The 21,088-nt window shown below is 74.3% G+C and carries 16 protein-coding genes and 1 pseudogene; 7 read left to right on the forward strand and 10 right to left on the reverse strand.

Translation table 11 applies throughout. The features are described 5' to 3' along the window. The first annotated feature begins 211 nt into the window (after window positions 1–211). Window positions 212–2,782 carry an Hsp70 family protein gene (locus IEZ06_RS09020; protein ID WP_189236220.1) on the forward strand — a complete coding sequence of 857 codons (2,571 nt, stop codon included), beginning with the start codon at window positions 212–214 and terminating at the stop codon, window positions 2,780–2,782. Window positions 2,783–3,106: 324 nt separating this feature from the next. After that, a complete protein-coding gene (locus IEZ06_RS09025) occupies window positions 3,107–3,898 on the forward strand; it encodes a DUF2382 domain-containing protein (protein WP_189236221.1) in 792 nt (263 codons plus the stop codon). 198 nt (window positions 3,899–4,096) lie between these two features. Here the strand turns inward: IEZ06_RS09025 and IEZ06_RS09030 are convergent, their stop codons facing one another. Beyond that, a complete protein-coding gene (locus tag IEZ06_RS09030; protein ID WP_189236222.1) occupies window positions 4,097–6,025 on the reverse strand; it encodes a dynamin family protein in 1,929 nt (642 codons plus the stop codon). Between the two features lie 161 nt (window positions 6,026–6,186). On the opposite strand from IEZ06_RS09030, the pseudogene IEZ06_RS09035 reads away from it, so the two are divergent. After that, window positions 6,187–7,158: pseudogene (locus IEZ06_RS09035) on the forward strand (RNA-guided endonuclease InsQ/TnpB family protein). 27 nt (window positions 7,159–7,185) lie between these two features. Here IEZ06_RS09035 and IEZ06_RS09040 read toward each other — a convergent pair. Both IEZ06_RS09040 and IEZ06_RS09045 read right to left on the reverse strand, forming a co-directional pair. Further along, on the reverse strand, window positions 7,186–9,063 hold the full coding sequence (locus IEZ06_RS09040) for a dynamin family protein (RefSeq protein WP_189236223.1): 1,878 nt from the start codon (window positions 9,061–9,063) through the stop codon (window positions 7,186–7,188). After that, window positions 9,060–9,386: a hypothetical protein gene (locus IEZ06_RS09045; RefSeq protein WP_189236224.1), complete on the reverse strand. Its 327-nt coding sequence runs from the start codon at window positions 9,384–9,386 to the stop codon at window positions 9,060–9,062. Before IEZ06_RS09045 ends, IEZ06_RS09040 begins: the two co-directional genes overlap by 4 nt. 135 nt (window positions 9,387–9,521) lie before the next feature. Between IEZ06_RS09045 and IEZ06_RS09050 the strand changes: the two genes are divergently transcribed. Beyond that, complete coding sequence (locus tag IEZ06_RS09050) at window positions 9,522–10,070, forward strand: RNA polymerase sigma factor (RefSeq protein ID WP_189236225.1); 549 nt, start codon at window positions 9,522–9,524, stop codon at window positions 10,068–10,070. 26 nt (window positions 10,071–10,096) lie between these two features. Here the strand turns inward: IEZ06_RS09050 and IEZ06_RS09055 are convergent, their stop codons facing one another. The 4 genes from IEZ06_RS09055 to yczE all read right to left on the reverse strand — a co-directional run bounded on the left by IEZ06_RS09055 (window position 10,097) and on the right by yczE (window position 14,337). Continuing rightward, window positions 10,097–11,242: a nucleotide exchange factor GrpE gene (locus IEZ06_RS09055; RefSeq protein ID WP_189236226.1), complete on the reverse strand. Its 1,146-nt coding sequence runs from the start codon at window positions 11,240–11,242 to the stop codon at window positions 10,097–10,099. 128 nt (window positions 11,243–11,370) lie between these two features. Then, window positions 11,371–11,616 (reverse strand): hypothetical protein, encoded by a 246-nt coding sequence (locus tag IEZ06_RS09060; RefSeq protein WP_189236227.1) that lies wholly within the window; start codon window positions 11,614–11,616, stop codon window positions 11,371–11,373. 139 nt (window positions 11,617–11,755) lie between these two features. After that, the gene (locus tag IEZ06_RS09065) at window positions 11,756–13,519 is read right to left on the reverse strand and encodes a glycoside hydrolase family 15 protein (protein WP_189236228.1); all 1,764 of its coding nucleotides are present in this window, start codon (window positions 13,517–13,519) and stop codon (window positions 11,756–11,758) included. A 197-nt stretch (window positions 13,520–13,716) separates the two neighbouring features. Then, entirely contained in the window at window positions 13,717–14,337 is a 621-nt protein-coding gene (gene yczE / locus IEZ06_RS09070; RefSeq protein ID WP_189236229.1) for a membrane protein YczE, read from the reverse strand. A gap of 75 nt (window positions 14,338–14,412) precedes the next feature. Between yczE and yczR the strand changes: the two genes are divergently transcribed. Then, complete coding sequence (yczR, locus tag IEZ06_RS09075) at window positions 14,413–15,846, forward strand: MocR-like transcription factor YczR (protein WP_189236230.1); 1,434 nt, start codon at window positions 14,413–14,415, stop codon at window positions 15,844–15,846. 12 nt (window positions 15,847–15,858) lie between these two features. Here the strand turns inward: yczR and IEZ06_RS09080 are convergent, their stop codons facing one another. Continuing rightward, window positions 15,859–16,473: a trimeric intracellular cation channel family protein gene (locus IEZ06_RS09080; RefSeq protein ID WP_189236231.1), complete on the reverse strand. Its 615-nt coding sequence runs from the start codon at window positions 16,471–16,473 to the stop codon at window positions 15,859–15,861. A gap of 207 nt (window positions 16,474–16,680) precedes the next feature. Here IEZ06_RS09080 and IEZ06_RS09085 point away from each other — a divergent pair, with 207 nt between their 5' ends. Both IEZ06_RS09085 and IEZ06_RS09090 read left to right on the forward strand, forming a co-directional pair. Next, window positions 16,681–18,519 carry an AMP-dependent synthetase/ligase gene (locus IEZ06_RS09085; RefSeq protein ID WP_189236232.1) on the forward strand — a complete coding sequence of 613 codons (1,839 nt, stop codon included), beginning with the start codon at window positions 16,681–16,683 and terminating at the stop codon, window positions 18,517–18,519. 121 nt (window positions 18,520–18,640) lie between these two features. Next, entirely contained in the window at window positions 18,641–19,396 is a 756-nt protein-coding gene (locus tag IEZ06_RS09090; RefSeq protein WP_189236233.1) for a hypothetical protein, read from the forward strand. A gap of 131 nt (window positions 19,397–19,527) precedes the next feature. Here IEZ06_RS09090 and IEZ06_RS09095 read toward each other — a convergent pair whose 3' ends face one another. Beyond that, a complete protein-coding gene (locus tag IEZ06_RS09095) occupies window positions 19,528–20,541 on the reverse strand; it encodes an NAD(P)/FAD-dependent oxidoreductase (RefSeq protein WP_189236234.1) in 1,014 nt (337 codons plus the stop codon). Next, the gene (locus tag IEZ06_RS09100; protein WP_189236235.1) at window positions 20,538–21,086 is read right to left on the reverse strand and encodes an isoprenylcysteine carboxyl methyltransferase family protein; all 549 of its coding nucleotides are present in this window, start codon (window positions 21,084–21,086) and stop codon (window positions 20,538–20,540) included. Before IEZ06_RS09100 ends, IEZ06_RS09095 begins: the two co-directional genes overlap by 4 nt. Between the last annotated feature and the right edge of the window lie 2 nt (window positions 21,087–21,088).

Consider the following 21,088-nt stretch of genomic DNA (forward strand, 5'->3'; position numbering starts at 1 on the left):
GGCGGATGGTGAAACCGGTGCGAACAGTACGCTCCTTCGGCAAACCAAACGTCATGTGGCCACGACAAACCATAGGAAGATGATTTCCGTCCCGCGCTCGGCCCGATGATCCTTCTGTGCATCATCCTGGACCGTTCCCCGCGTGCCCGTCGCGACCGGGCCGCGGCCGGCGGAGGCGGGCTGATCGGTTTGTGCTGACGAGGAGTGAGAAATGGCGCAGTGGTGCCTCGGTGTCGATCTCGGGACGAGTTTCTCCGCCGGGGTGATAGCCGCCGAAGGCCGCTTCGACGTCCTGGAGGTCGAGGGGGAGCGGCGCATCCCCTCCGCCGTCATGCTGGACGAGCGCGGGACGCTGGTGGCCGGCCGGATCGCCCAGCGGGGCATCGGCGTCAGCCCCGAGCGCGTCGAGCGCAACCCCAAGCGCTACGTCGGCCGGGGCCGGATGCTGCTCGGCGGGGTCCCGGTGGACGTCACCGACGCCATGGCGGCGCTGCTGGAGCTGTTCGTCAGTGAGGGGCGGCGCCGGTTCGACGGGGCCGACCCCGACTGCATCGCGCTGACCCATCCGGTGGCCTGGAGCGCCGAGCGCAAGGCGGTGCTGCTGGCGGCGGCGAAGAAGGTGGTGCGCGGCGTGCGGATCGCCTTCGTCGACGAGCCGGTCGCCTCGGCCCGCTACTTCGCCTCCTCCGGGCGCGTGCCGAGCGGGTCCCACCTGGCCGTCTACGACCTCGGCGGCGGCACGTTCGACGCGGCCGTGCTCACCGCCGACGGGAGCGACTTCAAGGTCGTGGGGGAGCCGGGCGGCAGCGACGAGATCGGCGGCGAGGGCTTCGACGAGCAGGTCTTCGCCTTCTTCGGCACGCAGCTGGAGCGCATCGACCCCGAGTGGTGGACGCAGGTGACCACCAACCCGGAGCGCCGCTACGTCAGCTACGCCGCCGACCTGCTGAAGACGGCCAGGGAGGCGAAGGAGACCCTGTCGAAGTTCGAGACCTCCTCCCACTACGTGGTCGGCGTCAACGAGGACGTGCAGATCGACCGGGCCGAGCTGGGCGGCCTCATCGGCGAGGAGATCATCCGGACGGCCGACATCCTGGAGGAGACGATCCGCGGCGCGGGGATCGGCCCGGACGAGCTGGCCGCGGTGTTCATGACCGGCGGCGGCAGCCGGATGCCCTCGGTCCAGCAGGCCGTGCGCGACCGCTTCGGGGACAAGGTGCGCACCTACGACGACCCGAAGATCGTCGTCGCGTACGGCGCCGCGCAGCTCGCCTGGAAGCTCAAGGTCGAGCACCGCGAGCCCGGCCGGACGACCGGCCCCCACCCGGCCGGCGGGCCCTCCCTGCGGCCCGTCGGCACGACCGGCGGGCACCCCGTCCCCGTCCTCCCCGTCGCGCCCGCCCCCACCCCGGCTCCCGCCGCCGCTCCCGCCGCCGCTCCCGGGGCGGCCGGGGACCCGGCCGGAGGGCACCGGGCCTCCACCGGGCCGATGCACGTGCCCGCCGGGCACCGGGCGCCCTCCGTCGGCGCCCCGGCCGTGGACGGGCCCACGGTCAAGGGCGTCGAGAAGGTGATGGACCACGTGCTGGAGGCGCGGGCCGCGGGCGGCCGGGTCCTCGTCCACCAGGCGTTCGAGGGCGGCCACTTCCTGCGCAGGCTCGACGGCGTGGAGGGCCGGCACGACCGCGAGCTCCACTTCGGCCGGCTGGTGGAGTGGGCCGCCTCGGGCGAGGGCGTCGTCACGACGGAGCAGGTCGGACCGGCGCAGCTGTTGGTGCGCGCGCTCACCCCCGAGCTGGGGATCCGCTCCACCCATCCGCTGCAGACCTGGGGCAACCCGACCGTGCTGGCGCACGGCCGTACGGGGTGGGTGTTCTACCAGGCCCGGCAGACCGTCGCGGTCGACGCCGCGGTGGGCCTGCCGTGGGGGGAGACCGGGCAGCTGGCGATGATCGAGATCGATCTGGGGGGCGGCTTCTTCTTCCAGGAGCCCCAGCCGCGCGACCTCGGACCCTACGCCCAGTGGTTCGTGAACGAGGACAACAGGGTGCGCCGGCTGGTCGACCAGGACTCGCCCAGCGGCACCGATCCGGCGCTCTCGGTCGGGGCGCCCGGCTGCACGGTGGTCCTCGGGCAGTTCAGCAGCAACAAACCGCTGTTCGCCAGCCGGCACCAGGACTTCCGGCCGTGGCAGGTGCTGTGCCTGGTCGATCCCGGCGGCGTGGTCCGGCCGACGATGCGCGAGCCGGGCCGGAGCTGGCTCCACCAGGTCGTCCTGCACAACGGCAGGTGGTTCACGGCCAGCTCGGCGGGGCTGGAGGCGGACACCGCCGCCGGCCGGCCCGCGCTGGTCGCACCGCGCCCCCCGGCCGGAGCGCTGCGCTGGGTCCCGGCGGGCGGCAGCCTCTACGCGGTCGGCGCGGACCAGGTGAGCCCCGCCAGGGGCTGGTCGGTCAGCATCCTCGACGAGCGGTCCGGTGCGCTGCGGTTCCTGATGGGCAAGAAGTCGGCGGCCCTGGCGGGCCACCTCACCTCCCGGTACCGCTGGGAGCGCCCGCGCCTGGTGGCAGACGGCGACTCCCTCTGGCTGACCATGCTCGACGCCGGCCGGAGCAGGCTCGTGCACGTCACCCCCGAGGGGGCGCGGGAGGTCCACCGTGCGGCGGGCACGTTCGAGCCGGTCGTCCGGGTCCCGACGGGCCTGCTCTGCCTGCACCGCCCCGCCGACCCGGCCGGGGCCACCCGCGACCATCCCGCCACCCTGGTGCACCTGCCTCTCTGACCCTCCACGCCGCCGCCCCGGCCCGGGTCCATCCCGGCCCCGGTCCGGTCACCCGGTTAGGTCCTTGTCACTCCAAGGTGAGGGTCAAGCGAGGATCCCCAGGTCGAACGGCGTTTCCCGGCACGGTGCCGCCGTGCCGCCCGAAGACGGCTTTTCCGCGCCCGACCTGCGGAGAAGGTCTTCCTGGGTGATCCGCCGGTCACCTCCCGTGATCTCCGCAGCCGGGACGGATTTCGGCCCGCAGGTTTCCGGCGCAGTGTCGCGGTTATTCATCGGTCACGAAAGGAACAAGAAGAACGAACAGATCAAAGGGGGATAAACAGGATGATCACTCAGGAGCAGATCCGTACGGTGCTCGACCAGGACGTCTACGACGCCAACGGCGAGAAGATCGGCGAGGTGAAGCACGTCTACCTCGACGACGCCACCGGCCGCCCCGAGTGGCTGTGCGTCAAGACCGGCCTGTTCGGCATGCGGGAGACCTTCGTCCCCGTCCAGGCGGCCGACGTGGTCGCCGACCACGTCGAGGTCGCCTACGACAAGGACCGGGTCAAGGCGGCCCCCAACGTGGACGTGGACGCCGGCGGCCACCTGTCGGCCGACGAGGAGCGCGAGCTGTACCGCTACTACGGCATCGACTGGGCGGACTCCTGGCGGCAGGCCAACCAGCCCGGGGAGAGCGGGTGGGCGCACAGCGGCGGCGCGCTCGAGCGCGAGCGGCTGGGCCGTGGCGACGAGGCGATGACCCGTTCCGAGGAGCAGCTGACCGTCGGCACCGAAGCGCACGAGGCGGGCCGGGCGCGGCTGCGCAAGTACGTGGTCACCGAGGAGCAGCAGGTCAGCGTGCCGGTGACCCGCGAGGAGGTGCGCGTCGAACGCGAGCCGATCACGGACGCCAACCGGGACGAGGCCCTGGCCGGTCCGGACATCAGTGAGGCCGAGCACGAGGTCGTCCTGCACGAGGAGCGGCCGGTGGTGGACAGGCAGGCCGTACCGGTCGAGCGGGTGCGCCTGGGCAAGGAGCGGGTCACCGAGCAGGAGACCGTCTCCGGGCAGGTCCGCAAGGAGCACATCGACGTCGAGGGCGACGCGGACGACTCCCGCCGCGCCTTCTGACCGCCACCGGCGCGTACGGCCCGCATCCGCCGCGCCCGCCCCGCCGTCCCGCCGCCTCCGGGTTCACACCCGGGGCGGCGGGACGCGGGCTTTCAGGACGCGGGCTCTCAGAACGCCGGCTCTCGGGAGGGCGGCGCTCTCAGGACGCCGGCTCCCGCGGGAGACGGGCCTGCCGGGAGTTCCGGAGGGCGGGCCCTCTCACGGCGCGGCCGGGGACGCCTCCTGCCCGGCGCCCAGGGCGGCGACCGCGGTCGCGAGCTCCCGGCGCAGCTCCTGGCCGCGCCTGGTGAGGGTCTCGATCGCGGCGATCCGGTCCTGACCGGACTCCCGCGCCTTGCGGCGGTCGGCGGCCGAGCGGGCGGAGGCGGCCTTCAGCTCGGCGCGCCTGCCCTCCAGCTCCTTGCGCCGCTTCAGCAGGCTCTCGTCGGCGGCCTGCTCGACGCCGACCCGCCAGGTCGCCACCATGCGCTCCAGGTCGAGGGTCATCTCCCGGGAGACCGCCGCGAACTGGTCGCGCAGCGCCCCCCGGATCGCCGCCTGGTTGCGCTGCACCTTCTCCATCGAGCGCCGCCCCATGAAGATGGCCGCCCCGATGGCCGGGGCGACCAGCAGGAAGCCGACCGGGCCGAGCAGGGACGCGGCGAAGCCGCCCAGGGAGAGCCCGATCGAGGCCGACGGCAGCACGTCCCGGACCATGTCCACCTCGCCCGGGGCGTCCGCGGAGGCGTCCTTCCTGACCTGGACCTGGGAGAGGTTGGGCATGGCGCTCGGGTCGGCGGCGAACTCGACGGGGTCGAGGCCGAGGTCGCGGGCGAAGGCGTCGAGCGTCCGGCGGGCCAGGCTCTCCACGTCGTAGACGATCTGCGACCAGGCCGCCTCCAGCGAGCGCTGCACGCTCATCGGCAGCTCCGCCATGTACCGGTCGACCTGCTCCTGCTTCTTCAGCGTGGCGATCGAGTTCTCGTACGGCTGGCGGATCTCGGCCACCCGCGCCGCCACGATCCCCGCCACCTCGCGCCCGAGGAAGGTGTTGGCCACCGCACCCGCCCGGCGGCGGGCGGCCAGCTCGGTGAGACCCTCCAGGTCGGCCTCGACCTGGGCGAGCCGGGCGGCCACGTCGCCCTCGTCGTCCGAGCCCGCGGCGACGTCGTCCTGCGCGGTGGTCGACAGCGAGGCCAGCACCGACAGCGCGGCGGCCACCACGGTGGCGCCCCGCGCCGACTCCCGGCCCTCGGCGAAGGCGCGCAGGTGCCGCTCCAGCGCGTCCATGCCGCTGCGCGCCCGCAGCGCGTCCGCCCGCTCCAGGCGGCCCTCCCGCCGCTTGGCCTCGGCGGCCTCGGCGAGCTTGGAGCTCACCGGGATCCAGGGAGCCGACAGCAGCGGGGTGAGGGTCACCGCCCGGGCCGGGTTCTCCGCGACGGCCTCGGTGACGAAGGTCCTCAGCCGGGCCTGGTTCTCCTCCATCAGGGTCCGCCAGTTGGCGGAGTCCTCCACCTTGGTCAGCACGAACGCGATCGCCTGCACCCGCTCGGCCGCCTCGGCGAGGAACTCCAGCTCGTGCCGGAGCACCGGCTGGTCCTGGGCGCTGAGCGTGAACAGCAGCGCGTCGGCCCGCTGGAGCATGGCCACCGTCACCTGCCGGTGCCCCACGGTGAGGCTGTCCACGCCGGGCGTGTCGAGCAGCCGCAGGCCGTCCAGGAGCGGGTTGTCCAGGGTGATGTCCACGCTGACGACGTCGCGCCGCTTGCCGGCGTCGCCGCGCATCGAGGCGTAGTCGGGGATCGACTCGACGGTGATCGGGAGCTGGACGGGCCCGGCGTCGGTGCTGCGGTGCACCACGGCGGTCAGCCTGGGGCCGCGCCGCAGGGACAGGAAGCAGTTGGTGGCGACGTCGGCGTCGACCGGGACCAGGTCGGGGTGGCCGACGAGCGTGTTGAGCAGGCGGCTCTTGCCCCGCTTCTGCGCTCCGGCGACCACGATGTCGGTGCACTCGTCCTTCCAGCGGGCGGCGCAGGCGGCCAGCACCTCCGCCAGGTCCTTCCTGCCGCACCGGCCCGCCAGCGCGTGGACCTCGTTGGCGTAGCGCAGCAGCCTGGCCACAGGGCCGTTCGGGTCGGGGGTCGTCATCGGGTCTCTCCTTCGTGGATACCCCGGTCTTCAGGCCGGGGAGGAAGCGAGGCTCCTGTGGAGCGGGGCAGGAAAAGCGGGTTCGCCGCCAGAGCGGACCGGCGTGCGCCGTCCACCGATCGGCACCCGCCGCTCACACCGGAGCCGCTAGGTTGTAAGACGTGACGCAGCAGGTCAAACGGGCGTTCAAGTACCGCTTCCACCCCACGGACGAGCAGGCGGCCGAGCTGTCGCGCACGTTCGGCTGCGTCCGCCTCGTGTACAACAAGGCGCTGGAAGAGCGCACCCGGGCCTGGTACGGCGAGTAGCGCCGCGTCTCCTACGTGCAGTCGTCGGCCGCGCTGACCCGGTGGAAGAAGACCGAGGAACCCGCCTTCCCGACGGAGGTGTCCTCCGTCCCGCTCCAGCAGGCGCTGCGCCATCTCCAGACCGCGTTCTCCAACTTCTTCGCCAAGCGCGCCAACTATCCGCGCTTCAAGAGCCGCAAGAGGTCCCGCGCGTCGGCCGAGTACACCCGCAGCGCCTTCACCTGGCGCGATGGGCGGCTGACGCTGGCCAAGATGGCCGAACCGCTGGACATCCGCTGGTCGCGTCCCCTCCCGCCGGGGGCGGAGCCGACCACGGTGACGGTGTCCCGGGACGCGGCGGGACGCTGGTTCGTCTCGATGCTGTGCGAGGACACCATCGCCCCGGCCCCCGCCACCACGGCGGCGGTCGGCCTGGACGCCGGGATCACCTCCCTGGTGCCCCTGTCCACCGGGCTGAAGAACGGCCGCCTCGCACGCGCCATCTCGGATGCGGCCTGGACGGATCTGCGCTCCATGCTGGAGTACAAGTGCGCCTGGTACGGGCGCGAACTCGTCGTGATCGACCGCTGGTTCCCCAGCTCGAAGCTGTGCGGAGCCTGCGGCACGGTCCGCGGGAAGCTGCCGTTGAACGTCCGGGAGTGGACGTGCGAGTGCGGCGCGGTGCACGACCGCGACGTGAACGCGGCACGCAACATCCTGGCCGCCGGGCTGGCGGCGTCCGCCTGTGGAGACGGTGTGAGACCTCAACGGGAGTCCTCCCGGACGGGGCGGTCGTCGGTGAAGCAGGAACCCCAGCGGGCGACCGCTGGAACCCTCCGCCTTTAGGCGGGGGAGGAAGTCAAGGTTCTCCTCTCACGCGCCGTGGTGGCGCGCCCAGATGTCCTCGTAGGCGTCGCAGATCCGCTCCGCGGCCCGGCGCTGCCGCAGGGTGAGCGGCCGGTGGGTCAGGACGCGGAACCGGGCGCCGAGGGCGGCGGCGTAACCGGCGAGCTCGGCGTGCGGGCTGCCGGGCGGCGCGCCCAGCTGGACCGCGAGCTCGGTCCCGGTGAGCAGCAGCTCCAGCGCCCGCCGGTCGTCGGCCGGCACCGCCGGACAGGCGCGCAGGGTCTCGACCGCGGCGGCGTCCACCCGGACCGGGGGGAGCGGGGCCCCGCCCCCGGAGCCGTTCCCGCCCCCGGAGCCGTTCCCGGCCTGGGCGTCCAGCGCCGCGATGACCAGGTCCTCCAGGACGGTCAGCACGTCCCGGGCCCGGTGCCCGGCGGTGCGTCCCTCGTTCATCATGGCCAGGGCGCGCCAGCGCGTCGACGCGGCGGTGGCGGCGGCGGCGATCTCCTCCGGCGGCGCCCCGGCGGGCAGGCCGAGCTGCTCGGCGGGGTCGTCGTGGCGGGCCAGGCGGAGCAGCTCGCCGGCCATCTCCTCGCCCAGCACCAGGGTGCCGCGGCCGAGCGCCTCGGCCGCGGCGAAGATGCGCAGGCCCGCCAGGGCGGCGGCGATCGGCCGGTTCTCGTCGAGCTGCGCGGCCAGCGCGTCCAGGGTCGCGCGGTCCGAGCCCAGCGCGGGCGTGCGGGCGATCCGGCGGAGCCGGGTCAGCGCGTCGAGCGCCTTCAGCTGGTCGGCGCGGCGGGCGAAGTGGGCGATGCCCGCGGCCACCGAGCCCGTGGAGGCGCGGCCCGCGGAGGCGTACCCCGAACGCTGGAGCAGCCAGGCCGTGAGCGTCGAGGGGTCGGCCGCCTCGCCCCGGCGCAGCGCGTCCACCGCCGTGCGGATGCCGTAGCGGTGCAGCCGCTCCACCAGGCGGTGCCGTACCCCGGTGGGGGCGGGCAGGTCGGGCGCGGTACGGAAGTCGTCCAGGTCGAGGAGGTAGTCCTCCAGGTCGTCGGGATCCAGACCGGCCAGGGCCGACAGGGCCGCGAACTCCTCGGCGTCCAGCGGGCGGGCCCGCGCGGTCTCGGCGAGCAGGCCGATCACCGGGACCACGTCGAAGACGGAGGTCCGCAGGTCTGCGTAGCCGCCGGAGGCCAGTCGGCGGGCGGTCGGCCAGGGGTCGTCCTCGTCGCCGCGCCGGTCGATCTGACCGAGCACGGCGAGGGTGTTGACGCAGCTCAGTCCGCACGCGCCGGTCAAGCCGCGGAACTCGGCGAGGGTGGTGTCGTCGAATTTCTGGACGTAGCGCAGCACGTAGATCATCGCCTGCGCGCGGTCGTCCTCCTCGCCGGAGCCGAACAGCATGCTGCGGGCGGCCCGCTCGTTGACGGCCGTCACCGTGTTCATGCCGGGGGTGTCGACGATCGTGACCGTGCGCAGCGACGGCAGGTCCAGTGAGACGCGCAGGCGGCGGATCCGGGCCGTGTCCACCCCGAGGTCGGCGGGGAGCCGGTGACCGGGCAGCAGCCGGGAACGGGCCGTGGTGCCGTCGGTCAGCTCGATGGTGATGAGCCCGTCGTCGGGGCCGTACTCGTACTGGGTGACGACGAAGGTGCACTCGCCCGCGTCCACCGGGGCGACCGGAAGCCCCAGCAGCGCGTTGACCAGCGTGGACTTCCCGCTGCTCACCGCGCCCGCCACCGCGACCCGCAGCGGCGCGTCGAGGCCGGCGCGCACCTGCGCCACCCGCTCGCGCAGCTCCGCCCCGGCGAGCCGGGCCGCGGTGGTGTCGCACAGGCGGCGCAGCAGGTCCGCGGGGGAGGCGGGAGCGGCGGGGGAGACGGGGGGAGCGGGGGAGGCCGTCACACGTCACCGCCGAAGAGCGGGTCCCAGCCGTCGTGGGAGTCGTCGTGGGGATCGTGGCCGTCGTCCGGGTGGTGGCCGCCGGGATCGCCGGCGCCGGAGAGGTCCCAGGCGTCGTCCTCCGGCCCGGCCGTGCCGAACGGCCCGGAGCCGGCGTCGTCCGGAGCCGGATCGCCGTCTCCGCCGCCCGGCCCGTAGACGTCCGGCTCCGGCAGCAGGGACAGGTCGGCCTCCTCCGAGGAGAAGGTCTGCGCGAACATGTCCCGGGACTCCTCCTCGGTGGGTCCCGGGACCGTCCCGAAGAGGAGTTGACGCAGCTCAGCCAAGTCCTCTGACTCGTTTCCGGCTGATCCGGCTTCCGTATTGTTACGGTCCAATATCATGGCTTGCTACCTCATACCCGGACGATCGTGCGGCGTGCTGTCATGGGGTGGTTTCCATCTCGGGAGAAAGCGTGACCGATGACGAGCGGGTCCCTGAGCAGGGTCGTCGAGGACGAAGGTCTTCTCCTGGCCGCGGCGCGGGCGGGTGACGAGCACGCCTTCGCCGGGCTGTGGGCGACCGCCCAGCGCCAGGCCTTCGGGGTCTGCTACCACCTGACCGGCAACCGCGCCGACGCGCTGGACGCGCTGCAGGAGACGCAGCTGGCCGCGTGGAAGGGGCTGGACTCCTTCGCGGGCCGGGCGCCCTTCCGCGCCTGGGTCCTCGCGATCGCGCGCAACGCCGCCCACACGGTGGTCCGGCGCCGCGCTCCTGGCGGGGCGCTCTTCTCCGAGGTGGAGGAGGAGACGGTGGTCACCGGGCCGTTCGAGGACACCGTGGCCGAGCTGGCCGACCTGCGCCGGGCGCTGACCGCGCTGCCGGAGTCCCACCGGGAGGCGCTGCTGCTGTGGGCGGGCGGGCTCACCTACGAGCAGACGGCGGCCGCGCTCGCGGTGCCGCTCAACACCGTGCGGGTCTGGATCCACCGGGCCAGGAAGCGCCTGCAGGCCGAGCTCGCCGGGGACTGAGGGCGTCGCCGGGAACGCGCGGACGCTCACCGCGGCGTCCCGTCCCCGGACCGCTCGTGGCGGTAGACGGCGACCTGCGGCACGCGGATGACGTGCTCGCCGTCGGCGTAGCCCTGCTTGACGGTCTCGGCGACGACGTCGTGCAGCTCCGGCCGGTCGGTCGGCTCGGTGCCGAACGCCTCGTGCAGGCGCGGGTCGAAGCGCTGCCCGTCCGCGAGGATCTCCCGGACGCCGGCCCGGTTCAGCCCGTCCAGCAGCATGCCGGACAGCCGGGGATGCCGTTCGTCGATCTGGTCCCGGCAGTCGATGCAGGCGTCGAGCAGCGCCTGCCGCCCCGGATGGCCGTCGGCGAACAGGCGCTCCACCCGCTGGGCGAGAGCCGGGCTGATCCCGCTCCGGGCGACCTCGGCCAGCGCGTCCGCCAGCGGATCGGACTCCGCAGGCCCGGGGAGGGGACCGGGACCGGACGCGGCGAAGCCCGGCTGCGGCGGCGGACCTTCCGGTCCTCCGGGCGGCGCGGGCGGTACGGGTGACGCTCCGGCCGGTACGGCGGGCGGCGCCGGAGAGGCCGCGGGCGGTGACCCGGGCGGTGTGGCGGGTGGCATGGGGGAGGTCATGGTCGGTGCTCCGGTCGGTGCTCCGGTCGGTGCTCCGGTCGGTGCTCCGGTCGGTGCGGCGGGCGGCATGGGCGGCATGGGCGGTGCTCCGGTCGGTGCCGGGGACGGCGGCGCGGTGGGCGGAGGGCCCGCCGGGGCCGGGAACTCCGCCGGCCCCGGACCGCCCTGCCAGGCGGCGGGGGCGGCCCGGCCGCGCTGCCGCAGGTAGAGCGCGGCGGCGACAGCGAGGAGGGCGCCGGCGGCCAGCGCGAGCAGCAGCGGCAGGGGGAGGGGCAGGCCGGGACCGCTCACCGGTCCCGTCTCCCCCACCTCCGCGGGGCCGTCGCCCGCCCGGCCGGGCTCGCCTTCGCGGCCCGGGGGCCTCAGCGGAGCATCGCCGTCCTGGCCGCCCCCGGAGGCCGGCGGCGGGGAGGCGATGACCGCCCCGTCCGAGCCCGCGGCCACCCTGCCGAGGCCCGGCGACTCCCCGGCGGAGCCGGCCGTCACCGGGGCGCAGCCGGTCAGCGCGAGGAAGGCCGCGAGCAGCAGGGCGGGGAGAGCCCGTGCGTCTTTCATGATCACCTTTCGTCGGCGGCCCGGGCGGTCCGGAGCCCGCCCGGGCCCGGGCCCGCCGGGAGGCGGGCACGGGCTCACGGGTGTGCTCCCGGATCCGAGATCACCCGGGCGCGTGCCGGACCCTGGGGTCAGGCCGAGAAGGGGCCCGAGGTCTCGGTGTAGTCGGACACGCCGTCGCCGTCGAGGTCGACGCGGGTCTCGTCGATGATGCCGTCGCCGTTGTGGTCGTAGTCGACGACGTCGGTGACACCGTCGCCGTCGACGTCGTAACGCGCCTCGTCGGCGTAGCCGTCGCCGGTGGTGTCGATCAGTTCGGCGTCGGTGTGGCCGTCGCCGTTGCTGTCGATGAACTCGGTGGTGACGAAGTCGCTCATTTTCCCGATCCTCTCGTTGTGCCGTTCGCCAGATGAGAGTCGGGTCCGAGGCGTTTTGTTACAGCGGGACCGGAAGTTTTTTCGCGGGGTCTCCGGGAGGGGCCGGGAAGGGGCGGCCCTTCCCGGCCCGGCCGCGCGATCAGCTGAGCGCGCTGGCCACGTGGATCAGCGGGACGTGGCTGAACGCCTGCGGGAAGTTGCCGACCAGGCGGCCGTACCGGGGGTCGTACTCTTCGGCGAGCAGCCCGACGTCGTTGCGGAGGGCCAGCAGCCGCTCGAACAGCTCGACCGCCTCGTCCCTGCGGCCCACCATCGCGAGGGCCTCGGCCAGCCAGAAGCTGCACGCCAGGAAGGCGCCCTCGCCGCCGGGCAGTCCGTCCACGTCGTTGTCCTTGGCCACCGGGTAGCGCAGCACGAACCCGTCCACCAGCAGCTCGCGCTCGATGGCCTCGATGGTGCCGATCACGCGCGGATCGGTCGCGGGCAGGAAGCCGACGATCGGGATGAGCAGCAGGGCGGCGTCCAGCTCGTGCGAGCCGTACGACTGGGTGAAGGTGTTGCGCGTGCTGTCGAAGGCCTTGGCGCAGATCTCGGCGTGGATGCGGTCGCGCAGCGCCTTCCACCGCTCCACCGGGCCGGTGCGGCCGAACTCCTCCACGGCTCTGATCACCCGGTCCAGCGCGACCCAGCACATCACCTTGGAATGGGTGAAGTGGCGCCGGGGGCCGCGGACCTCCCACAGCCCCTCGTCGGGCTCGTCCCAGTGCGCCTCGAGGTAGTCGATCAGCTGCCGCTGGATGGTCCAGGCGCGGTTGTCCGGCGACAGGCCTGAGGCGCGGGCCAGGTAGAGGGAGTTGGAGACCTCGCCGTAGACGTCGAGCTGGAGCTGGTTGACCGCGCCGTTGCCGATGCGGACCGGCCGGGAGTCCTCGTAGCCGGGCAGCCAGTCCAGCTCCATCTCCGGCAGGCGGCGCTCCCCCGCGACGCCGTACATGATCTGCAGGTCCTCGGCGCGGCCCGCGATGGCGCGCAGCAGCCACGCGCGCCAGTCGGCGGCCTCCTCCAGGTAGCCCGAACCGATGAGGGCGTCCAGGATCATGGTGGCGTCGCGCAGCCAGCAGTAGCGGTAGTCCCAGTTGCGGACGCCGCCCAGGTCCTCGGGGAGCGAGGTGGTGGGGGCGGCGACGATGCCCCCGGTGGGGGAGTAGGTCAGGGCCTTGAGCGTGATGAGCGAGCGGACCACGGCGTCCCGCCACGGGCCGGTGTGGGTGCACGTGCTCGCCCATTCGGTCCACAGCGCCTCGGTCTCGGTCAGCTGCTCGAAGGGGTCGATCTCGGTCGGGCGCGGCTGGTGGGAGGGGTGCCAGGTGAAGACGAACGCCAGGCGCTCGCCCGCCGAGACGCGGAAGGCCCCGTGGTGCGCGTAGCCGCGGCTGCGCAGCGGCACCGGGGAGTGCAGCCAGATCGAGTCGGGACCGCCGACGGCGTGGAGCAGGCCTCCGTCGGTACGGCGCACCCACGGCACGATCCGCCCGTAGTCGAAGCGGATGCGGATCTCGGTGGACATCTCCACCGAGCCCGAGACGCCTTCGACGATCCGGACCAGGTCCGGATTGGCCTGCCGGGGAGGCATGAAGTCGATCACGCGGACCGTGCCGCCCGGCAGGTCCCACTCGCTCTCCAGCACCAGGGTGTCGCCCCGGTAGCGGCGCCGGGTGGCGGCGGGCCGCTCGCCGCCGGCCGGGCCGATCCACCACTGCCCGTGGTCGGTGTCGCCGAGCAGCGCGCCGAAGCACGACGGCGAGTCGAAGCGGGGCAGGCAGAGCCAGTCGATGGAGCCGTCCCGGCCGACGAGGGCGGCCGACTGCATGTCGCCGATGAGGGCGTAGTCCTCGATGCGCATGGATCCGACGCTAGTACCTCGGCCGCGTCCGGGCGGCACCCGGGACCGGTCCGGTTCCGCGCGGCGGTCCGCTCCGCGGTCCCGGGCGGCGGGAAGCCGGGCCTCCGGGCGGCGCTGAGCCGGGCCTCCGGGCGGCGCTGAGCCGGGCCTCCGGGCGGCGCTGAGCCGGGCCCCCGGGCACCCGCCCGCAGGCCCGGTCAGCTCCGGGCGGCCGGGCGGGTGAAGCTCAGCCGCGGCATGAAGAACTGGGTGAGGAACCCCACGGCCAGGGCGAAGACCACCGTGCCGACGCCCACGGTGCCGCCGAGCAGCCAGCCGGCCGCCAGCACGGTCAGCTCGATGAGCGTGCGGGCGGCGCGGACCGAGAGCCCCAGGCGGACCAGGCCGGTCATCAGCCCGTCCCGCGGGCCGGGGCCCAGGCCGGCGCCGATGTACAGGGCCGTCGCGGCGGCGGTGGCCACCACGCCGGACAGCAGGAAGGCCCACCGGGCGGCGAGGGGGTCGGGCGCGGGCGCCAGCCACATCGCGGCGTCGGCGAACAGGCCGAGGAAGACGACGTTGCTGATCGTGCCGACGCCGGGCCGCTGCCGCAGCGGGATCCACAGCAGCATCACCAGTGCGCCCACCAGGATGATCCAGGTCCCGACGGACAGGCCCAGGTGGATGGAGAGCCCCTGGTGGAAGACGTCCCAGGGGCTGCCGCCGAGGCCGGACTCGATCTGCAGGGCGACGCCGGCGCCGTAGAGCGCCAGGCCCGCGTAGAGGCGGACCAGGCGGTTGGGGAGGGAGCCGAGGGCGGTCAGGGAGAGTTCGCTCATGATGGTCTGAATCCTCCCGTCCGTAACCGCTCCGACAAAGGGCCAATCGTGGAAAGTGGTCTTATAGTGGCCCGCATGGACCGGTATCTGAGCGGGCCCCAGCTCGCCCGCCTCGTGGTGATCGACCCCGGCACCAGGCCCTACTACCGGGCCCTGGCCGGCCGGATGCGCGCGCTGATCCTCGACGGGCGCCTCCCGGTGCGCGTGCGCGTCCCGGCCGAGCGGCACCTGGCCGAGGCCCTGGGCGTCAGCCGCACCACCGTGACCGCCGCCTACGACCGCCTCCGCGAGCAGGGCTACCTGGACAGCAGGCAGGGCGCCGGGAGCTGGACCGCGCTGCCCGACGTCGGCGCGCTCGGCGCGGAGAACCCGTGGATCGCCTCGGGCGACGACGGCCTGCTGCCGATGCACTGCGCCGCGCCGCACGCCACCTCGGCGCTGCCCGCGGCGATCGCCCACGCGGGCGAGCACTACCCGCGCTACGCGCTCGGCATGGGCTACGACCCGACCGGGATCGCTCCGCTCCGCGAGGCGATCGCCGCCCGCTACACCGCCCGGGGGCTGGCCACCCGGCCCGAGCAGATCCTCGTCACCACCGGCGCCCAGCACGCGCTCCACCTGCTGGTCATGACGCTGCTGTCGCCGGGCGACCCGATGATGGTCGAGTCGCCCACCTACCCGCACATCCTCGACGCGGCCAGGCTGCGCGGCGCCAGGATCGTCCCGGTCGGCGTCCCCTCCGGCGGCTGGCACCTGGACCTGCTCACCTCCGCGATGCGCCAGTCGGCCGCCCGCCTGGCCTATGTGATCCCGGACTTCCAGAACCCGACCGGCCACCTGATGGACGACGCCACCAGGGCCGGGCTGGTCGGCGCGGCCCGGGACTGCGGCACCACGCTGGTCGTGGACGAGACCTGGAGCGAGCTGGCGATCGACGAGGTGCCGCCGATCGCGCCCCTGGCCGCGTTCGACACCGACAGCCGGGTGATCTCCGTCGGGTCGGCCTCCAAGCTGTGGTGGGGCGGCCTGCGCATCGGCTGGATCCGCGCCACCGCGGCCATGGTCCGCCGCCTGGCCGTGTTCCGCTCGGCGGTGGACATCGCCAGCCCGCTCTTCGAGCAGCTGGTCGCGGCCCGGTTGTTCGAGGACATCGAGGAGACGAGGGCCGAGCGCCGCCGTACCTTCGGAGCCTCCCGGGACGCCCTGGCGGCCGCGCTGGAGCGGCGCATGCCCGACTGGTCCTTCACCGTCCCCAAGGGCGGCGGGTCGCTCTGGATCCGGCTGGAGGGCACCTCGGCCGCGGCGCTGGCCGACGCCGCCGCCTGCCACGGCGTACGGCTCGCCCCCGGCGCCTGGTTCGGCCTGGACGGCACCCTGGAGGGCCGCCTCCGCCTGCCCTTCACCCAGCCGCCCCAGGTCGTCACCGAGGCGGTGGAGCGCATCGCCGAGGCCCGCGTCAGGGGCCCGTACGGCGTCCGCCGCCCGGCCGGGCCGCTCACCAGGGTCTGAGACCGGCGGGGATCAGTCCGGCGCCGTGACGCCCCGGGCGAGCGGGGCGCGGAGCCGGAAGCGCACGGCGGCGATCCGCAGCCCGAAGGTCAGGACGGCCGCGGCGAGGGTGGCGGTCCAGCCGTGCAGGTCGAGGACGTAGAGCGCGGCCATCACCGCCGAGCCGAGCATGGCCGGCACCGCGTAGAACTGGCGGTCGTAGAGCAGCACGGGGATCTGGCCGGAGAGCATGTCGCGCAGCACGCCGCCGCCGACCGCCGTGGTCACCCCGAGCAGGACGGAGTGCAGCGGGCTGAGGCCGGCCTCCAGTGCCTTCTCCGTGCCGACGGCGCAGAACAGCCCGAGGCCCGCCGCGTCGAACACGTTCACCACCGGCATCACCCGCTGGACGTGCGGATGCCAGAAGAACACGATCACCGTGGCCGCCAGGGGCACCACCACGTAGCCGACGCTGAAGAAGGCGGCGGGCCGTACGTTGAGGATCAGGTCCCGCAGGATCCCGCCGCCCAGCGCGGTCATCGAGGCGAGGACGGCCATGCCGACCACGTCCAGCCGCCTGCGCACGCCGACGAGCGCTCCGGAGAGCGCGAAGACGAAGATTCCGACGAGGTCGAGCACCTGGGTCACCGGGAAATGATCCCATGACCGGCCCTATGCCCCCCTGGGTCGGGGCCCCGCCCGGCGCCGCACCGCGGCACCGGAAGGCCGCGCGGGCGGGTGGCGCGCCTCCGGGGAACGGTCCGGTTCCTTATTCCGGCAAGGTCTTGTCTGCGCCGACCCGGTGTGGTGCGATGCATCCCAATCGTGCAAGTGAGCACTTTCTGGAGGCGCGTCATGGGTGAGGTCCTTGAGGTGCGCGCCGCGATCGAGCGGGAGATCGCGGGCCGTACCGTTTGCGCACAGCTGAAGGAGACGGCGGAGCAGAACCCCGACGCGCCCGCCTATTCCGACCCGGTCGAGGGCGGCTGGTCCACCCTCACCTACGCCGAGGCCCGGCAGCGGGTCCTGGAGATCGCGGCCGGGTTCGCCGCCCTCGGGGTGGAGCCCGGCGACACCGTCGCGCTGATGATGATCAACCGCAGCGAGCACGTGCTGGCCGACCTGGGGGCCGTGCACGCCGGGGCGGCGTCGTGCTCGGTCTACTCCACCTTCGCCCCCGACCAGGTCGCCTTCGTCGCGGACAACGTCGGCGCGAAGGTCGCCGTGCTGGGCGGCACGGCCGAGCTGGCCCGCTGGGAGCCGATCCTCGGCGAGCTGCCGCGCCTGAGCCGGATCGTGATGCTGGACGGCGTCCCCGCCGGCGACGACCGCTTCCTCGGCTGGGACGCCTTCCTGGAGCTGGGCCGCGAGCGCCTGGCCGCCGACCCGGCCGCGGTCGATGCCCGCTGGCAGGCGGTCCGGCCCGACGACGTCCTGACGGTCCTGTACACCTCCGGGACCACCGGCAACCCCAAGGGCGTGCCGCTCACCCACGCCAACGTGCTCTACGAGGTCGGCGCCACCGACCGGATGACCTCGCTGCCCACCCACGGCACGCAGATCTCCTACCTGACCTACGCGCACATCGCCGAGCGGGTGCTCAGCCTGTACCTGCCGCTGTTCAAGGTCTCGCACGTGCACTTCTGCACCGACCTGGCGAACCTGGGCGCGACGCTCGGGCAGGTCAAGCCGGTGATGTTCTTCGGCGTCCCCCGCGTGTGGGAGAAGATGATGGCCCGCCTGCAGGCGCTGCTGGCGACCCAGCCGGAGGAGCAGCAGGAGAACGTGCGCAAGGCCATGGCCGCCGGACTGGCCCACGTCGAGGCGGGCCAGCACGGGCGGGCGGTCACGCCGGAGGTCCGGCAGGCCTACGACGCCGCCGACGCCGCGCTGCTCTCGATCATCCGCTCCATGATCGGGTTCGACAACGCCGGCTGGCTGGCCACCGCCGCGGCCCCGATGCCGATCGAGGTCCAGCGGTTCTTCGCCGGCCTCGGCCTGAAGATCCTCGACGTGTACGGCATGACCGAGACGACGGGGGCGTTCACCGCCAACAGCCCCGAGAGCTACAAGCTCGGCACCGTCGGCCGCGCCGAGCCCGGCGTCGAGGTCCGCATCGCCGAGGACGGCGAGATCCTCACCCGCAGCCCGCTCAACACCCGCGGCTACCTGAACCGCCCCGAGGCCACCGCCGAACTGGTCGACCCCGACGGCTGGCTGCACACCGGGGACGTGGGCTCCGTCGACGAGGACGGCTTCGTCAGGATCGTCGACCGCAAGAAGGAGCTCATCATCACCGCCGGCGGGGAGAACATCTCCCCGGCCAACATCGAGAACCACCTCAAGGAGCATCCCCTCATCGGGCAGGCCCTCGCCTACGGCGACGGCAGGCCGTACCCGGTGGCGATCCTCACCCTCGACGGGGAGGCCGCCCCCGGCTGGGCGCAGGCGCACGGGATCGGCTCCGCGACCCTCGCCGAGCTCGCCGAGCACCCCGACGTCCTCAAGGCCGTCGAGGCCGCCGTCGCCGCGGCCAACGAGAAGCTGGCCCGGGTCCAGCAGGTCAAGCGCTGGCGCCTGCTGCCGGTGGAGTGGACGCCCGAGACCGAGGAGCTCACCCCGAGCCTGAAGCTGAAGCGCCGCGTCGTGCACGCCAAGTACGCCGCGATCATCGACGAGATGTACGCCGGCTGACGGCACCGGAGCCGGAAGGCGCCCGTCCTCGGGAGGGGGGCGGGCGCTTTCCCGCCTCTTGCCCGTTCGCGGGCCTGTCGCCGCCACGGCCATTGCCAGGCGATATCTAGCGTTCCTGGTCATGACCTTCAGAGCTTTTCTCATCTCCCTGACGGCCGGGGCGTGCGCCCTGCCGACGCTGGTGGCCACGGCCGCGCCCGTCGCCGCGGACGACCACGTGGCGATCCGCTCGATCACCCTGCGCCCCGCCTCCCCGGTGGTCCACCCGGACCGGCCGGTGCGCCTGATCATCGAGGTGGTCGCCCGCGGGGTCTCCGGCCGGGACGGCGTGACGATCAAGGTCGAGCCCGGCGCGCCGCCCGTCTCCTCGCCGTCGGCGGGCTCCCCGCAGGACCGGTGGCCCGGGCAGGAGGGCGCGCAGCGGCTGCCGGAGCCGGGCTGGCGGACCTGGCGGTTCCTGCCGGAGCGGCGGCTGAACCGCTGGTACCCCACCGGGCTCTGGACCGTCACCGCCACCGCGAAGGGGGAGGACGGCCACCGGGTGGTCCGGCACGCCGGGTTCCGGCTCCGGCACGCCACCGACCTCAGCGCGCTCCAGGTCCGCCGGGCGGACCGGGGCGTGCAGGTCAGAGGCGTGCTGAACCGGATCGACCCGGAGGGCTACCTGGACTACGCCCCCTTCCCCCGCCAGCGGGTGGAGATCCTGCACCGGCCGGAGCGGGGGGAGGAGTGGACGAGGGTGGCCACGGCCACGACGGACCGCGGAGGGCGCTTCATCCGCAAGGTGCGGGGGTACCGCGGCGGGGAGTGGCGGGTCCGCTTCCCCGGAACGAACCGGCACGCCCCGGAGGCGGAGACCGTCCGCCGGGCCGTCTGACCCCGCGCACGGCGTCCGCTGGATTCCGCCGCGCCTCCCGTTGGACGGACGGCTTCCCGGCCGGGCGCGCTCGGCCCGGCGCCTGCGCCGCCGCATTGAACACGGCGGGCGGGCGCCGCGCCGGACGCCGCTCAGGCCAGCGCCTGCACCGCCGCGCCGAACACGGCGGGCAGGCGCTGCGCCGCCGGGACGATCAGCCGCGCCGACGCCCGGTGCCGCCGGGCCGCCAGGAGCGCGCCGGTGAGCAGCCGGTGCCGCCGGGACAGCCGCAGCCAGGCGGACTCGTAGGACTGCGGCGCGCCGGCGCGCAGGCAGCGCACCAGCGCCTGCGCCGACAGCAGCGCGAGCGACACGCCCTCGCCGGTCAGCGCGTCGGTGTACCCGGCCGCGTCGCCGACCAGCAGCACCCGCCCGGCGACCCGGGCGCGGACCCGCTGGCGCAGCGGCCCGGCGCCGCGCACCGGCGTCGCGGCCGGGCACTCCAGCCGCTCCAGCAGCGCGGGGAACTCGCTCAGCCGCTCGGCGTAGCCGCCGCGCCGGGAGGTCAGCACCGCCACGCCCACCAGCCCGTCGCCCACCGGGGTCACGTACGCCTCGCCGCCCGCCGCCCAGTGCACCTCGACGAAGTCCGACCAGGGAGCGGTCGCGTAGTGCCGCCGCAGGCCGTACCGGCGCGGTCCCGCACCGGGCAGCTCCAGCCCGAGCAGGGCCCGCAGCGGCGAGTGCAGGCCGTCGGCGGCCACCAGCCAGCGGGCCCGGAACCCGGCCGCCTCGACGCCGTCGTCGTGCTGGCGCAGCTGCGACACCCGCCCGGGGACGACCCGCACGCCCAGCTCGGCCGCGCGCCGCGAGAGCGCCGCGTGCAGCGCGGTGCGCCGCACCCCCAGCCCGGTCCCGCCGCGGAAGGCGGCCTGCGCCTGGTGGCGCCCGTCCAGGTAGCGGATCCCGCGCAGCGGCCGACCGGCCGGCTCGACGCCCATGGACCGCAGGACGGCGGCACCGGTGGGCATCAGGCCCTCGCCGCACGCCTTGTCCACCGGTCCGGGCCGGGGCTCGACCACCACCGCCTCCATCCCGGCCCGCGCCGCGTGGATGGCGGTCGCCAGACCGGCCGGCCCGCCGCCCGCGACCAGTACGTCGATCATGCCGGCGTCCGTCCCGGCGCCGGGGCGAGAGCCGCCAGGGCGGCGTCCTCGCACCGGATCCGGACCACCATCAGCACGGCGTTGCAGGCCGTGAAGACCGCGGCGGTGACCCACGCCCCGTGCACCAGGGGGAGCGCCGCCCCCTCCACCGCCACCGCGACGTAGTTGGGGTGGCGCAGGAACCGGTAGGGGCCGCCGGTGACCGCCGCCAGGCCCGGCACCACGACCACCTGGGTGTTCCACTGCGGTCCCAGCGTGGTGATGCACCACCAGCGCAGCGCCTGCGCGGCGAGGACGAGGGCCAGCATCGGCCAGCCGAGCGCCGGGACGAAGGGCCGGCCGGACAGGCCCGCCTCCACCAGGCAGGCGGCCAGCAGGCCCGTGTGCAGGAGCACCATCCACGGATAGTGGCCGCGCCCGGAGACCACTCCGCCGCGGGCCAGGCTCCACCGCAGGTTGCGGCGGGCGACGACCAGCTCTGCGAGCCGCTCGACGGCGACGAGCAGCACCAGCAGCAGGTACCACGACGACAACTGCCACGACATCC

Source organism: Planomonospora antibiotica, assembly GCF_014647955.1.
Classification (GTDB): Bacteria; Actinomycetota; Actinomycetes; order Streptosporangiales; family Streptosporangiaceae; genus Planomonospora; species Planomonospora parontospora.